The following is a 14991-nucleotide window of genomic DNA, read 5'->3' on the forward strand; positions in this document are numbered from 1 at the left end:
GGGTTCCAGAATGCCGCCCAATTCGCACACCGCAGTGTTGAGACCGGAAGAGCGGTAGTTCAGCGCCGTGTCATAAGGTTGATTACCTACGGTCCGTCAATACGTCAAACCCTCAGGGGCGGCACCGCCACGAATAAGGGTTTCCCTCATCGAGCACAATCGCTCGACCAGCGTGATGGCGATTGCAGAAAGCTTGCACGTCGATGCTCAGGTCATCGACCACCTCCGGCACCGGCTCACCAACGACCACAACGTAGTAGCCGCACTTCCAACTGTGAGCGCTGTGTTGGTCGGCGATGTACGCATACGCACCAGCGAGCGGCGGAATCGGTGGAAATTGCTTCTCGCACTGTTCCTGCATATTTACGCCGGTATCTTGAGCATTCGCCGACGCTATGCCCGCCAGCGAGCCAACGAGCAAGGTAGCCGCAATTGCTACCGGAATCGACACCCATCGCGCAGATAATTTACTTCTTGTACCAAAGTTACTGCAGGTCGCGCTCGGTCGATTGGTAAATCTCATATCAGCAACCTTAAAATGCATCATGCGTCATGACTGGATATAATGGCTACCATACGAGGGTTAGTGGCGTTCCTGCAATGGTTGTCCGTTGAACGAATGACTCGAAATCGCGGCTACTGTCGAATTGTAAATACCGTCCTGTCAGACGTATTCGAAGATCACATCACCGCTCTGGCGATCGATGGCCACCGTTTCGCCACGCATTACGGCGCAATGCACTACTATTCGGCTCGGGCAATCGAATTTCTTGTTCCGGCAACCCCGAGCTCCCGGGTTGCGGTACGACCCCAAGGCGATCAGCGCATCTCATTTCCACAGTCGGTCCGCTGATGTGCTGTAGGCCACAGAGTCGGCGCATTGTCGGTGGCTGGGTGGCTCGGCAGACTGTGTCGATGGGGAGATCCGCGGAGACAGACCTGCTCGAGCGTTGGGCGACACTTGCGGGGGCCGAAGCCGGGGCGGTCGGGGCAGACCTGGTCCGCCGCTATCAGGAAGAGCATCGGCGGTACCACACGGTGGATCACCTGGCTGCGATGTTGGGCGTCATCGATGAGCTGGCCGGGGATGCCGAGGATGTCGACGCGGTTCGGTACGCGGCGTTCTTTCACGACGCGATCTACGCGGTCGATCGGGCGGACAACGAGGAGCGCAGTGCGGTGCTGGCCGAGGAGGTTCTCGAATCCCTCCGTGCCGCACCAGAACTCGTCCGTGAGATCGCTAGGTTGGTGCGCCTCACCGCCACTCACGATCCGGCCGACGACGACCGCAACGGCGGCGTCCTGTGCGATGCCGACCTCGCGGTGCTGGCGGCCGACGAGGCGGGGTACGCCGCGTACACCGTCGCGGTCAGGGCCGAGTACCGGCACGTGCCCGACGATCTGTTCCGCGCCGGTCGCGCGGCCGTACTCCAAGGTCTGGCCCGGCAGCCGAGACTCTTCCGAACCAGCACTGCCCGAACACGATTCGAGGCGGCGGCGCGAGCCAACCTCGACCGTGAACTGGCGATGCTGTCGGCGGGCTGACGCGGTCGAAGGGCGAGCCTGCTTCGCCGCCGGGCTGTATGTGGCAAGGCTGATCGAGGGAACAAGCTGCGCGACTGTCGATCCGCATCGACAGTCGTGGGACGGGTAAGTGGTGCGGCTGTGCGCAGGCGCCAATAGATTTCGCTGCCGGCAAGGCCGCTCAAGTGATGATCAATAGCTCCGTGGGCGAGGCGATTTCGGCGCGCAGGCCCGCTTTGTCCGCGACCTTGGCGAGGCCACGGACGTCTGTGGGCTCGGCGCGGGTGAGAACCAGGGCGCGGGCGAGCAGGCCCTTGTGGTGTTTGTTGAAGTGGCTGACCACAGTGCGTGAGCCGTCGGGATGCTCGGTGAGGACATTGGCGGTAACGGCCCCGGGAACACGGCCGAGCTGCTGGTAGGTACCTGATCGCAGGTCGACAACGAGATCACCGGCAGCCTCGTCGAGCAGGGCATCGGCAAGCGAGTCGCGCCAGACGGCCGAAAGGGTCGGCAGCCCGGGCAGTTTCGAGCCGCCGGACAGCCGGTAGGCCGGAATCGGGTCGCTCGCGCGGACGGCACCGAACAGCGCGGAGCCGATGCCGAGCCGCGCGTACGCCTTGGCGCGCTGCGGTTTGGTGAACGAGCTCGCGTCCAGCGCGTCGTAGAGCACGCCGGTGTAGCGCTCGAGCGCGGGCCTGGTGGGGGAGGTGCGCAGCGCCGCGTTGCGGGCGATCTCGCTGTCAGCCCCCTTGCCGAGGCCGAGGACGGCGCGCGAGGCGTCCGGGTCGGTCGCTAGCTTCGTGACCTCATCGATGAGCCGGTCGCGCACCGCCGTGAGCTGCGGCATCGACAGCTCGCCGAGGTCGAGCGGAACGTCCGTACCACCGTCGGACTTGGTTTCGGAGGGAGGCAGCAGCACCAGCACGAGCGATAACGGTAATGCGCTGTGAACACCGCTCCGCCAGCGACTACCCTGTGCATCCGTGATCACCCGCCTCTCTCGCCTTTTCCTGCGTACCCTGCGCGACGATCCCGCCGACGCCGAGGTGCCCAGCCACAAACTGCTCGTCCGCGCCGGATACGTGCGGCGCATCGCGCCGGGCGTCTACTCCTGGCTGCCGCTCGGCCTGCGGGTGCTGCGCCGAGTGGAGAACGTGGTGCGCGAGGAGATGGACGCGATCGGCGCCCAGGAGATCTCGCTGCCCGCGCTGCTGCCGCGCGACCCGTACGAGACCACCAACCGCTGGACCGAGTACGGCGACACTCTGTTCCGCCTGCAGGACCGCAAGGGCGCGGACTACCTGCTCGGCCCGACGCACGAGGAACTGTTCGCGCTCACCGTGAAGGGCGAATACAACTCGTACAAGGACCTGCCGGTCATCCTGTACCAGATCCAGAACAAGTACCGCGACGAGGAACGGCCTCGCGCGGGCATCCTGCGCGGGCGCGAATTCATCATGAAGGACTCCTACTCGTTCGATCTGAACGAGGACGGCCTGAAGGCGAGCTACGCCGCGCATCGCGAGGCCTACCAGCGGATCTTCGACCGGCTGCACGTCAAGTACGTCATCGTGGCGGCCACGGCCGGCGCGATGGGCGGTAGCGCGTCCGAGGAGTTCCTCGCCGACAGCCCGGTCGGTGAGGACACCTATGTGCGCTGCATCGAATCCGGCTACGCGGCCAACGTGGAGGCCGTGATCACGCCTGCGCCCGCGCCGCTGCCCGTCGAGGGACAGGCCGAGGCCGTCGTGCACGACACCCCGGACGCCCCCACCATCGCGACGCTGGTCGACTGGGCGAACAGCGCCGGGATCGCGGAGCAGTTCGGCCGTCCGGTCACCGCGGCCGACACCCTGAAGAACGTGATGGTGAAGCTGCGCCACCCGGACGGCAAGTCCGAGATCGTCGGCATCGGCCTCCCCGGCGACCGCGAGGTCGACGACAAGCGCCTCGGTGCTTCGGTCGAACCCGCCGAGGTCGAGTTGCTCACCGAGGCCGACTTCGCCGCGAACCCGTTCCTGGTGAAGGGCTACATCGGGCCGAAGGCATTGCAGGCCAACGGTGTTCGCTACCTGGTCGATCCGCGCGTGGTCACCGGCACCGCCTGGATCACCGGCGCGGACGCGAAGGGCAAGCATGTCGTCGGCCTCGTCGCCGGCCGTGACTTCACCCCCGACGGCACTATCGAGGCCGCCGAGGTCCGCGACGGCGATCCCTCGCCCGACGGCCGTGGCCCGCTGGTCGCGTCCCGCGGCATCGAGATCGGCCACATCTTCCAACTCGGCCAGAAGTACACCAACGCGTTCGACGTCGACGTGCTCGGCGAGAACGGCAAGCCAGTGCGCCTGACCATGGGTTCCTACGGCGTCGGCGTCTCCCGCATGGTCGCGGTGATCGCCGAGCAGCAGCACGACGACAAGGGCCTGCGCTGGCCTGCCGAGGTCGCGCCCTACGACGTGCACGTCGTCATCGCGAACAAGGACGACGCCGCCCGCGCCGGCGCCGAAGAGGTCGTGGCCGGCCTCAACGCCCAAGGCCTCGACGTCCTCTTCGACGACCGCACCGCATCCCCCGGCGTGAAGTTCAAGGACGCCGAATTGCTCGGCATGCCACTGGTTCTCGTGGTCGGCCGCGGCTGGGCCGAGGGCAAGGTCGAACTCCGCGACCGCTTCACCGGCGAAGCCGACGAGATCCCCGCCGACTCGGCCGTCGCCGCCGTCGTCGCCAAGGTTCGCGGCTAACCGGCAACCACTCAGCGCGGCCCCGATGGATACTCCATCGGGGCCGCACTGTTTGCCGGGTGTAACAGACCGGGGGACCTACGGTTGCGTAGGGGAGATTTGCTGTGTGAGGTACGACAGACCTGCTCCGGACTGCGATTACCCGCTGGTAAGTTAACGGCATGACGAGCACCGACGCGTTGTTGTTCAACCCGGCCACCTACGACCCGCAGCAGTTCGACGCCGAGACCCGGCGGCTGCTGCGCGCGACCATCGAATGGTTCGAGTCGCGGGGTAAGCAGCAGTTGCTGGCCGATGATGCGGACGCGGTGTGGACGGCGGACTTCCTGGACTTCGTCGCGAAGGAGAAGCTGTTCGCGACCTTCCTGACTCCGGCCGCGTACGCCGATGGCGACGAGAACCGGCGCTGGGACGCGGCGCGCAACGCGGCGCTGTCGGAGATCTTCGGCTTCTACGGCCTGGCCTACTGGTACGCCGAGCAGGTGACCATCCTCGGCCTCGGCCCGATCTGGCAGAGCGAGAACAAGGAAGCCAAGCAGCGGGCGGCCGCGGACCTGGCTGAGGGACAGGTGATGGCGTTCGGGCTGTCCGAGCGCGAGCACGGCGCCGACATCTACAACACCGACCTCGTGCTGACCCCGAGCGAGCCGGGCAGCGCCGACGCCGAGGCTGGAATCCTGTTCCGCGCCAACGGCGAGAAGTACTACATCGGCAACGGCAATGTGGCGAGCATGGTTTCGGTGTTCTCCCGGCGCGCAGACATCGAGGGCGCCGACGGCTACGTGTGGTTCGCCGCGGACAGCAGGCACGAGAACTACCGGCTGCTCGGCAACGTGGTGCACCAGCAGATGTATGTCAGCACTTTCCGTTTGGAGAACTACCCGGTGCGCGCGCAGGACATCCTGCACACCGGACCTGAGGCATTCTCCGCGGCGCTGAACACCGTCAACGTCGGCAAGTTCAACCTCTGCCACGGCGGCATCGGCATGGTCGAGCACTCCTTCTACGAGGCGATTACACACGCGAACAACCGCATCCTCTACGGCAACCCGGTCACCGAGTTCCCGCACGTGCGAACGAATTTCGTCGACGCCTACGCCCGCATCGTGGCGATGAAACTGTTCAGCGACCGCGCCGTGGACTACTTCCGCAGCGCGAGCCTGGAGGACCGGCGCTACCTGCTGTTCAACCCGATGACGAAGTCGAAGGTGACCTCCGAGGGCGAGACCGTGATGACGCTGCTGCTGGATGTGCTGGCGGCCAAGGGTTTCGAGAAGAACACCTACTTCGCCGAGGTGGCCCGGCTGATCAACACGCTGCCCCGGCTCGAGGGCACCGTGCACGTGAACGTCGGGCAGATCCTGAAGTTCATGCCGAACTACCTGTTCAACCCGAAGGACTACCCGGCGATCGGCACCCGCCAGGATGCCGCCGACGACGAGTTCTTCTGGCAGCAGGGCCCGGCGCGCGGTGCGGGCAAGGTGCAGTTCGCCGACTGGACCCCGGCCTACCAGCAGCACGCCGACATCCCGAACGTCGGCCGCTTCTTCGAGCAGGCCCAGGCGCTGCGCACGCTGCTGAGCACCGCCGCCCCGAGCGCCGATCAGCAGCAGGACCTGGACTTCATGCTGACCATCGGCCACCTGTTCTCCCTAGTGGTCTACGGTCAGCTGATCCTGGAGCAGGCGGCGATCACCGGCCTGGATCGCGATCTGCTCGACCAGATCTTCGACTTCCAGATCCGCGACTTCAACGCCTACGCCACCACGCTCTACGGCAAGCCGTCCGCCACCCCTGACCAACAGGGTTGGGCCGCTTCGGCTTTGCGTCCGCCGGTCGCCGACCGTCCTCGCTTCGACCGCGTGTGGGCCGAGGTCGTGTCCTACGACGGTGCGTACGCAATGCGCCCATAGGCATTGACGCGAAAAGGCCGGTCCCACTGCGGGGACCGGCCTTTTGTGCGTAGTGGGTCAGGCTTTGCCGGGAAAGGCGATCGTCGGCGGGTTGGTGCCCAGGATGGACTGCCAAGTGGCAAGCCGCACAGCGCTTTCCGTCAATGCCTCGACGCCCATACGCCGGACGGATTCGGAGTCGGCACGTTCGACCACCGAGCGCCATGTAACGGCGGTATCGGTCTCGACCGTCGCGGCCAAGTGAGCGGCCGGAATCGGGTCGTTGACCGGAAACGGGACCGTGTAGGCGGCATCCGACGGTGGCGCGGTGACACCGGCGGCCGTGAGGGCATCGATCGTGGCGTCCCGACGGGCACGGTGCGCAGCGGTGTTCTCGGCAACAAGGCGACCGCGTTCCGAAGAGGCGTACGCGGCGATCACCCCGTAGGCGTACACCGCCCCGTATTCGGCACGCAGCGCATCGAGCAACGCCTGGCGTTCGGCATCGGTCATGCGAGCAACACTCCTGCCTGAACGGCGCAAGCCGCACTGATCGAGGCGAGCAGCCCCGCCCGATAGCCGGATTGACCGTGCGCCAGCTCGGCGGCCGACTGTTGCGATTTGGTGAGTTGAGCGCGCAGTGCATCGACTGTCGGCGGCGGGCTGGGCGGTATGGCCGTCCCGGAGGCCACTGCGGACGGTCCGGAAGCCTGCCCGGGCCCGTTTGTCTTGGTGCGGTGGACCGGCTTGGTGCCGTCTCCGTAAACGCCGATCAGCCGATCGATCTCGGCCTTCAAAGCGTCTGCGTGCGCGGTCCTTTCGGTCGCGATCGCGGTCAGCGCGCTGTGCCGCTGCGGTGCCAACGCGATGGCCGCGGTCGCCGCCGCGGCATCGGTGCGGGCTTGAACCTCTTGGGCGGCAAGCGGATCCGGTTCGTACACCTTGTCATCGCTGCAGCCGGTCACCGCGCCGAGCGCGAGCACGCCGACCGCGCCGCCACCGGCAAGCCGTAACATGCCGCGACGGTCCATGGCGAACCGGGGAGCGTGCCGGTCGGAGGGGATGCCGGAGGTGCACAGGACGATCGGCTGCGCGGGAAGGCGGATGGGCACGGCACCATCGTGCCAGATTCGCGAGGCGCCCCTGGACCAGGCATAGACGTGGCGCGCGTAGTGCCTGCCCGTTGGTCCTTTACACTCTCTGGGCGCGTTACGCTAGACCCTCGGTAGAAAATTCCCACCGCTAGTGACTGCTTGCAGGTCGCTCGAAACAACACCGCTAGTGACTGCTTGCAGGTCGCTCGAAACAACACCGCGTGCGACTGCTTGTAGGTCGCTCGACACGACACCGCCGTGACAACTGAACCAGGAGCCGCCCCATATGCCGATGCCGACCGAGGAAAGGCTGAGCCAGCTGGTAGCTGGACTCGTCGAACGCCGAGGATTCGACCTCGAGGGCGTCGAGATTTCGACGACCGGCAAGCATGCGGACGCGCAGGCTCGATTGAAGGTGACCGTCGACAGCGACGGCCCTTCCGATTTGGACACCATCGCCATCCTCAGCACCGAACTCTCGGAGTTGCTGGACGAGGCAGGCGATTTCGGCGAGACGCCGTATCTGCTGGAAGTCACCACGCCGGGCGTGGACCGTCCGCTCACCGCCGACCGGCACTGGCGTCGCGCGCGCGGGCGCAAGGTGCGCGTCCACCTACGCGAGAGTGCGCCGCCCCCCGAGCCGGGCGTCTCGGCGAAGTTCGAGGCCAGGCTGGGTGAGCTGAGCGGCGATACAGTTGCCCTGGTACTCGGCGGCAAGCACAAACCCCACGTGGTGCAGGTCTCCCTCGCAGATATCGCGGAGGCCGTAGTGCAAGTGGAATTCTCCAAGCCGGGCGCCGAGGAATTGGAACTCGCCGGGGGCATCATCCCCGGCCGCCCGGTACCTGGCCAGCAAGATGATGAGCCGGCGGTCGACGCCGCGGATGTTCGAGGATCAACACCATTACTACCCGAATCAGTAACAGCGTCCGATTCGCCGACCGAAGGGATCGTGGAATGAACATCGAAATCGAAGCCCTGCGCGCGATCGTCGCCGACAAGGGGATCTCGATCGAGACCGTGATCTCCGCGATCGAGTCGGCGCTGCTCACCGCATACCGGCACACCGAGGGCCACCAGCCCAACGCGCGCATCGACATCAACCAGAAGACCGGCACGGTCCGGGTGATGGCGCGCGAGCTGGACGCCGACGGCAACATGGTCTCCGAATGGGACGACACCCCAGAGGGTTTCGGCCGGATCGCGGCGACCACCGCCCGCCAGGTGGTGCTGCAGCGGCTGCGCGACGCCGAGAACGAGAAGTCCTTCGGCGAGTTCTCCACGCACGAGGGCGACATCGTCGGTGGCGTGGTGCAACGCGATGCCAGAGCCAACGCTCGCGGCACCATCGTGGTCCGCATCGGCAGCGAGGTCAACGGCGCCGAGGGGCTGATCCCGCCCGCCGAGCAGGTGCCGGGTGAGACCTACGAGCACGGCGACCGGATCAAGTGCTACGTCGTCGGTGTCTCGCGCGGCCCGCGTGGCCCGCAGATCACCCTCTCGCGTACGCACCCCAATCTGGTGCGGCGACTGTTCGCGCTCGAGGTACCCGAAATCGCCGACGGCTCTGTCGAGATCGTCGCGGTGGCCCGCGAGGCCGGGCACCGCTCCAAGATCGCGGTCCGCAGCACCGTGTCCGGTGTCAACGCCAAGGGCGCCTGCATCGGCCCGATGGGGCAGCGGGTGCGCAACGTGATGAGCGAGCTGGCCGGCGAGAAGATCGACATCATCGATTACGCGGAGGATCCGGCGACGTTCGTCGGCAATGCGCTGTCTCCGTCGAAAGTGGTGTCGGTCACTATCGTCGATCCCGAGGCGCGCGCCGCGCGGGTCGTGGTGCCGGACTTCCAGCTATCGCTGGCCATCGGCAAGGAGGGGCAGAACGCCCGCCTGGCCGCCCGGCTGACCGGCTGGCGGATCGATATCCGCAGCGACGCCGCCCCGGACATGGGCGGCGGCTCGGTGCGGACGGAGGCACACCGGAGTTGACCGGAACCGACGCGGCGCACCGTCCGTTGGACATCCCGGGGCGCGAATCGGACCGTCGGGATGACATGTTGGTAACTTCCGCGGGGGAGCGGTTCGTTGATCCGACCGGGTCGGCGGTAGAGTGGACACAGGTTCAGCACGCGCAACCGATTCGGACCTGTATCGGATGCCGGAAGCGCGAGTTGGCCGCCGATCTGTTGCGGATCGTGGCACGGGAGACGGATACCGGAAACGGTCCGCATTCCGTCACGATCCTTCCCGATCCGCGGCGCAGACTTCCCGGACGGGGTGCCTGGTTGCACCCCGTCTCGGCTTGTCTGACCGCGGCAGAGCGGCGCCGAGCATTCGGCAGAGCACTAAGAGTGTCCGGAAATCTGGATATCTCAGCCCTGGAGAAGTACCTCGAGAACAGGCACGAGCACTCATGAGCACACCGTGAAGCACCAACGATGAACGTCCATCGGAGATAACCCGAGGTCGTGCGGGCCCCGTCCCTGAACAACGGGTGCACCTGCTCGACCTCTCAGTGAGGAGAGCAGTGGCAGGCAAGGCCCGCGTGCACGAGTTGGCCAAAGAACTCGGTGTCACCAGCAAGGAACTACTCGCACAGCTCAAGGAGCAGGGCGAGTTCGTGAAGTCGGCGTCCTCGACGGTGGAAGCTCCCGTCGCGCGCCGGTTGCGTGAGTCGTTCGCATCCAAATCAGCCCCCGCGAACGGCACCAAGTCGGGATCACGCCCCGGCCCGTCCTCGTCGGCCCGTCCGGCCGCGAAGCCCGCAGGAAACGGCCCCCGTCCGGGTCCGCGTCCGCCGGCTCCCGCGCCCGCCCCGGCAGCGGCGGCTCAGCAGGAAACGGTCCGCGAAGCCCCGCGTACCAGCGAGGGACCGGCCGTGAAGCCGGGACCCGCAGCACGTCCGACCCCGGCCCCCGCGCCCAAGCCCGCGCCCGCCCAGGAAGTCGCACCGGCAGCCGCCGCGTCGGCGTCCACCGAGGCGACCGCGAGCTCCGCGCCCGCAGCTCCGGCCGGGCCGCGCCCGACGCCGAACGCCGCGCGTCCGGGTCAGCAGCAGCGTCCCGGTGCCCCGGCACAGGGTGCGCCGCGTCCCGGTGGTTCGGGCCCGCGCCCGGGTCCGAAGACCCCGCGGGTCGGCAACAATCCTTATTCGTCGGCTCCCGAGCGTCCCGCGCCGCGTCCGGCCCCCGGTCAGGGTGGCCCGCGTCCGGGTCCGGCTCAGGGCGGTCCCCGGCCCGGCCCGGCTCAGGGTTCGCCCCGTCCGGGTACTCCGGCTCAGGGTGGTTCGCGTCCGGCCCCCGGCCAGGGCGGTCCCCGTCCCGGTGGTCCGCGGCCGAGCCCCGGCTCGATGCCGCCTCGTCCTAACCCAGGTGCGATGCCGTCTCGTGCGGCACGTCCGGGCGGTGCCGGTGGACCCGGCGCCGGTCGTCCGGGTGGTCCCGGCGGTCGTCCCGGCGGCGGTGGCGGCGCAGGTCGTCCCGGTGGCGGCGGCGGTGGCGGTGGCTACCGCGGTGGCGGCGCTCCCGGTGGTGGCGCTGGTGCGGGCACGGGTGCGCCCGGTGCCGGTGGCGCTCCCGGCGGTTTCCGCGGTCGCCCCGGTGGCGGTGGCGGCGGTCGTCCGGGTGGTCCCGGTGGTCGTGGCGGAGCGGCCGGTGCGTTCGGTCGTCCCGGTGGCGCACCGCGTCGTGGCCGTAAGTCGAAGCGGGCGAAGCGCGCCGAGTACGAGAGCATGCAAGCGCCCGCCATCGGCGGCGTTCGGCTGCCTCGTGGCAACGGCGAGATCATCCGTCTCGCTCGCGGCGCCTCGCTCTCGGACTTCGCGGAGAAGATCGATGCGAACCCGGCGGCCTTGGTACAAGCCTTGTTCAACCTAGGCGAAATGGTCACCGCGACCCAGTCGGTGAACGACGAGACCCTCGAGCTGCTCGGCAGCGAGATGAACTACGTCGTGCACGTGGTCAGTCCGGAGGACGAGGACCGCGAGCTGCTGGAATCGTTCGACCTGACCTACGGCGAAGACGCGGGTGGCGAAGACGATCTCGAGCAGCGTCCGCCGGTGGTGACCGTCATGGGTCACGTCGACCACGGTAAGACCCGACTGCTGGACACGATCCGTAAGGCCAACGTCCGTGAGGGCGAGGCCGGTGGCATCACCCAGCACATCGGCGCGTACCAGGTGATGACCCACCTCGGCGAGACCGACCGGCTCATCACCTTCATCGACACCCCGGGTCACGAGGCGTTCACCGCCATGCGTGCCCGTGGTGCGAAGGCCACCGATATCGCGATCCTGGTGGTCGCCGCCGACGACGGCGTCATGCCGCAGACGGTGGAGGCGATCAACCACGCGCAGGCGGCCGACGTGCCGATCGTGGTGGCGGTCAACAAGATCGACAAGGAAGGCGCGAACCCGGACAAGATCCGGCAGCAGCTGACCGAATACAACCTGGTGGCCGAGGAATACGGTGGCGACACCATGTTCGTCGACATCTCCGCGCGGGAGAACATCAACATCGAGGCTCTCCTCGAGGCGGTCCTCCTCACCGCGGACGCGGCACTGGATCTGCGGGCGAACCCGGACATGGACGCGCAGGGTGTGGCCATCGAGGCGCACCTCGACCGCGGCCGTGGCCCGGTGGCGACCGTGCTCATCCAGCGCGGCACGCTGCGCGTCGGCGACTCGATCGTGGCGGGCGACGCCTACGGTCGCGTCCGGCGCATGGTCGACGAGCACGGCGAGGATGTCATCGCGGCGCTGCCGTCGCGGCCGGTCCAGGTCATCGGCTTCACGTCGGTGCCGGGCGCCGGTGACAACCTGCTGGTTGTCGACGAGGACCGGATCGCTCGCCAGATCGCCGACCGCCGCAACGCACGCAAGCGCAATGCGCTGGCCGCACGCAGCCGCAAGCGGATCAGCCTGGAAGATCTCGATGCCGCACTGAAGGAGACTTCGGAGCTCAACCTGATCCTCAAGGGCGACAACTCCGGTACCGTCGAGGCCCTCGAAGAGGCGCTGCTCGGTATCCAGATCGACGACGAGGTTCGCCTGCGGGTCATCGACCGCGGTGTCGGTGGTGTCACCGAGACCAACGTCAACCTGGCGTCGGCGTCGAACGCGATCATCATCGGGTTCAACGTCCGGGCCGAGGGCAAGGCCACCGAGCTGGCCAACCGCGAAGGCGTGGACATCCGGTACTACTCGGTGATCTACCAGGCCATCGACGAGATCGAGAAGGCCCTCAAGGGCATGCTCAAGCCGATCTACGAAGAGGTCGAGCTGGGCCGGGCGGAGATCCGCGCGATCTTCCGTTCGTCGAAGGTCGGCAACATCGCCGGCTGCATGGTCACCTCGGGTTCGGTCAAGCGCAACGCCAAGGCGCGCTTGCTCCGCGACAACGTGGTGATCGCCGAAACGGTCACGATCTCCTCCTTGAAGCGGGAAAAGGACGACGTCACCGAGGTCCGCGAGGGCTTCGAATGCGGTTTGACGTTGACCTACAACGACATCAAGGAAGGCGACATCATCGAGGCCTACGAGCTGCGCGAGAAGCCGCGCGACTGAGTTCACTCGCCGCACGTCACGCCGGGCGCCCGCCCGGCGTGACGTGCGGGATGAGCTTCTCGAAGGCTCGAGCATTTTCGACACAAAGAGGTGTGTAGTTGTTCCTGGGGGCACTCGAGTTCGACCTCCTGCTCGGAGACGTGCACTCACTGAAAGAGAAGCGTTCGGTGATCCGGCCCATCCTGGCCGAATTGCAGCGCTTCGGGGTGAGTGCCGCCGAGGGCGGAGAGCAAGACCGCCATCGTCGCTCATTGCTGGGGGTAGCCCTGGTCAGTTCCGGTATGGATCACCTGACCGAGGTACTCGACCGCTGTGAGCGGCACGTCGCGGCACGTCCGGAGTTACAGTTGCTGGCAGTGCGCCGCAGGATCTTCGGACCCGAAGACTAACTATCTAGTGAGGAAGGTTCAGCCATGGTGGATCAAGCCAGGGCACGCCGACTCGCCAAGCGGATCTCCTCGATCGTGGCCACCGCGATCGAGTACGAGATCAAGGATCCGCGGCTGGGTTTCGTGACCATCACCGACGCCAAGGTCACCGGCGATCTGCGCGACGCGACGGTGTACTACACGGTGCTCGGCGAAACCTTGGACGCCGAACCGGACTATACGGGCGCGGCCGCAGGCCTGGAGAAGGCCAAGGGAGTGCTGCGCTCGAAGGTGGGTGCGGGCACCGGTGTGAAGTTCACGCCGACCCTGGCGTTCGTGCTCGACAAGGTGCCCGAGGTCGCCAAGGACATGGAAGAGCTACTGGCCAGGGCCAAGGCCGCGGACGAAGAGGTGGCGAAGGTGGCTGCGAACGCCAGGCACGCCGGAGACGCCGACCCGTACAAGGTCGAACGCGACGACGCAGAGTGACATGCGGTAGACGATGACGACAATGCGGGACGCGGTCGACCTCGAATCTGCCGTCGAGGCGTTGAACGCCGCCCGTTCGGTCACCATCGTCTGCCATGTGCAACCGGACGCTGACACCGTCGGCAGTGGTCTCGCGCTGGCGTTGATCCTGCATCGGCGCGGAGTGCCGGTGTGGGTGTCGTTCGCCGAACCGGCCGAGTTGCCCGAATCGATGCGGTCGCTGCCGGGTGTGCATCACCTGGTGGCGCCTGCCGACGTGCCCGCCGAGGTCGATCTGCTGATCGCGGTCGATTGTGGTAGCGCCGGACGGCTCGGTGCGCTGGTCGATCGAATGGCCGGGGCGGCAGAGACTTTGGTGATCGATCATCATCGATCCAATGGCCGGTTCGGGACGATCAATGTGGTCGACGCCGGTGCGGAATCGACGACCAGCCTGATCGTGCGGTTGCTCGACGTGTGGGGCGTGGCGATCGATTCCGAAGTGGCGCATTGCCTTTACGCCGGTCTGGTGACCGACACCGGCTCGTTCCGGTGGGTTCGACCCGGTACACACGAGTTGGCCGAGCGGCTGTTGGCCACCGGCATCGACGGTGCCGAGATCGCCAGGACGCTGCTGGACACCCATCCGTTCGGGTGGTTGACCATGCTGTCCCGGGTGCTCGGCACCGCGCAGCTCGTGCCGGAGGTGCGCGGCGGCATCGGGCTGGTGTACGCGTTCGTGCGGCTCGATGACATCGCCGGGGTGAGTTCCGAAGAGGCGGAGAGTGTTATCGACATCGTCCGCACCACCTCGGAAGCGGGGATTGCCGCGGTGTTCAAGGAATCCAGTACCGGAGGGAACCGGTGGACGGTGTCGCTGCGTGCGCGTGACAGTCGGCCGGGGGCGGATGACGGGGTGGACGTTGCCGAGATAGCGGCGGCACTCGGGGGTGGCGGGCATCGGTTCGCCGCCGGGTACACGGCCTACGGGGCTGCGGACGAGCTTGTTGCTACCTTGCTGGCCGCTCTGGGTTGAGCGGTGTCGTGCTGTCCGCACCCCTCGATCTGCGCGCACGTCACGGCGACTTGGCGTCCGGCGGCATATCGCTGACGCCTATGCGATCTGTGAACGGCGACTGGGTGTGTGAAGTCGCTGGTCTGTCGGTGCCTCATGGCAGGGTGACGGGAGTAGTTGCTGTCCGGCCTGCGGTGGCCACGGCACGATGATCGCGACCCGACCGCCGTGCCGGGCTGACGATCTGTCCGCGTGGGATGCGTTGTGGTGAGGGAGGTTTCATGAGCGGCAAGGTGTCGACCGAGGGTGACCCGGCGGAGGGCGCA

At 67.0% G+C, this 14991-nt stretch carries 14 protein-coding genes; 10 read left to right on the top strand and 4 right to left on the bottom strand.

What is annotated here, in order from left to right; all coding sequences use genetic code 11:
* Nucleotides 1-112: 112 nt before the first annotated feature.
* Nucleotides 113-523 carry a hypothetical protein gene (locus ABZ942_RS03345; RefSeq protein WP_357378566.1) on the bottom strand — a complete coding sequence of 137 codons (411 nt, stop codon included), beginning with the start codon at nucleotides 521-523 and terminating at the stop codon, nucleotides 113-115.
* Nucleotides 524-915: 392 nt separating this feature from the next.
* On the opposite strand from ABZ942_RS03345, the gene ABZ942_RS03350 reads away from it, so the two are divergent.
* On the top strand, nucleotides 916-1545 hold the full coding sequence (locus ABZ942_RS03350; protein ID WP_357378568.1) for a metal-dependent phosphohydrolase: 630 nt from the start codon (nucleotides 916-918) through the stop codon (nucleotides 1543-1545).
* Nucleotides 1546-1705: 160 nt separating this feature from the next.
* Here the strand turns inward: ABZ942_RS03350 and yaaA are convergent, their stop codons facing one another.
* Complete coding sequence (gene yaaA, locus ABZ942_RS03355; protein ID WP_357378570.1) at nucleotides 1706-2449, bottom strand: peroxide stress protein YaaA; 744 nt, start codon at nucleotides 2447-2449, stop codon at nucleotides 1706-1708.
* Between the two features lie 58 nt (nucleotides 2450-2507).
* Here yaaA and ABZ942_RS03360 point away from each other — a divergent pair, with 58 nt between their 5' ends.
* On the top strand, nucleotides 2508-4265 hold the full coding sequence (locus tag ABZ942_RS03360) for a proline--tRNA ligase (protein ID WP_357378572.1): 1758 nt from the start codon (nucleotides 2508-2510) through the stop codon (nucleotides 4263-4265).
* 161 nt (nucleotides 4266-4426) lie between these two features.
* The gene (locus tag ABZ942_RS03365) at nucleotides 4427-6178 is read left to right on the top strand and encodes an acyl-CoA dehydrogenase family protein (protein ID WP_357378574.1); all 1752 of its coding nucleotides are present in this window, start codon (nucleotides 4427-4429) and stop codon (nucleotides 6176-6178) included.
* A 57-nt stretch (nucleotides 6179-6235) separates the two neighbouring features.
* Here the strand turns inward: ABZ942_RS03365 and ABZ942_RS03370 are convergent, their stop codons facing one another.
* Both ABZ942_RS03370 and ABZ942_RS03375 read right to left on the bottom strand, forming a co-directional pair.
* Nucleotides 6236-6670, bottom strand: a complete 435-nt coding sequence (locus ABZ942_RS03370) for a ferritin-like domain-containing protein (RefSeq protein WP_357378576.1) — start codon at nucleotides 6668-6670, stop codon at nucleotides 6236-6238.
* On the bottom strand, nucleotides 6667-7269 hold the full coding sequence (locus tag ABZ942_RS03375; RefSeq protein ID WP_357378578.1) for a hypothetical protein: 603 nt from the start codon (nucleotides 7267-7269) through the stop codon (nucleotides 6667-6669). Before ABZ942_RS03375 ends, ABZ942_RS03370 begins: the two co-directional genes overlap by 4 nt.
* 268 nt (nucleotides 7270-7537) lie before the next feature.
* Here ABZ942_RS03375 and rimP point away from each other — a divergent pair, with 268 nt between their 5' ends.
* The 7 genes from rimP to ABZ942_RS03410 all read left to right on the top strand — a co-directional run bounded on the left by rimP (nucleotide 7538) and on the right by ABZ942_RS03410 (nucleotide 14686).
* Nucleotides 7538-8212, top strand: a complete 675-nt coding sequence (gene rimP, locus ABZ942_RS03380; RefSeq protein WP_357378580.1) for a ribosome maturation factor RimP — start codon at nucleotides 7538-7540, stop codon at nucleotides 8210-8212.
* Nucleotides 8209-9240: a transcription termination factor NusA gene (gene nusA, locus ABZ942_RS03385; protein ID WP_357378582.1), complete on the top strand. Its 1032-nt coding sequence runs from the start codon at nucleotides 8209-8211 to the stop codon at nucleotides 9238-9240. Before rimP ends, nusA begins: the two co-directional genes overlap by 4 nt.
* Before the next feature lie 68 nt (nucleotides 9241-9308).
* Nucleotides 9309-9668 (top strand): YlxR family protein, encoded by a 360-nt coding sequence (locus ABZ942_RS03390; RefSeq protein WP_357379353.1) that lies wholly within the window; start codon nucleotides 9309-9311, stop codon nucleotides 9666-9668.
* Between the two features lie 110 nt (nucleotides 9669-9778).
* The gene (gene infB / locus ABZ942_RS03395; RefSeq protein ID WP_357378584.1) at nucleotides 9779-12814 is read left to right on the top strand and encodes a translation initiation factor IF-2; all 3036 of its coding nucleotides are present in this window, start codon (nucleotides 9779-9781) and stop codon (nucleotides 12812-12814) included.
* A gap of 98 nt (nucleotides 12815-12912) precedes the next feature.
* Entirely contained in the window at nucleotides 12913-13203 is a 291-nt protein-coding gene (locus ABZ942_RS03400; protein WP_357378586.1) for a DUF503 domain-containing protein, read from the top strand.
* A gap of 24 nt (nucleotides 13204-13227) precedes the next feature.
* On the top strand, nucleotides 13228-13671 hold the full coding sequence (gene rbfA, locus ABZ942_RS03405; protein ID WP_357378588.1) for a 30S ribosome-binding factor RbfA: 444 nt from the start codon (nucleotides 13228-13230) through the stop codon (nucleotides 13669-13671).
* 13 nt (nucleotides 13672-13684) lie between these two features.
* Nucleotides 13685-14686, top strand: coding sequence for a bifunctional oligoribonuclease/PAP phosphatase NrnA (locus tag ABZ942_RS03410; RefSeq protein WP_357378590.1), 1002 nt, complete (start codon nucleotides 13685-13687; stop codon nucleotides 14684-14686).
* The last annotated feature ends 305 nt before the right edge of the window (nucleotides 14687-14991 follow it).

The sequence above is a fragment of the Nocardia sp. NPDC046473 genome, assembly GCF_040645995.1.
GTDB lineage: Bacteria > Actinomycetota > Actinomycetes > Mycobacteriales > Mycobacteriaceae > Nocardia.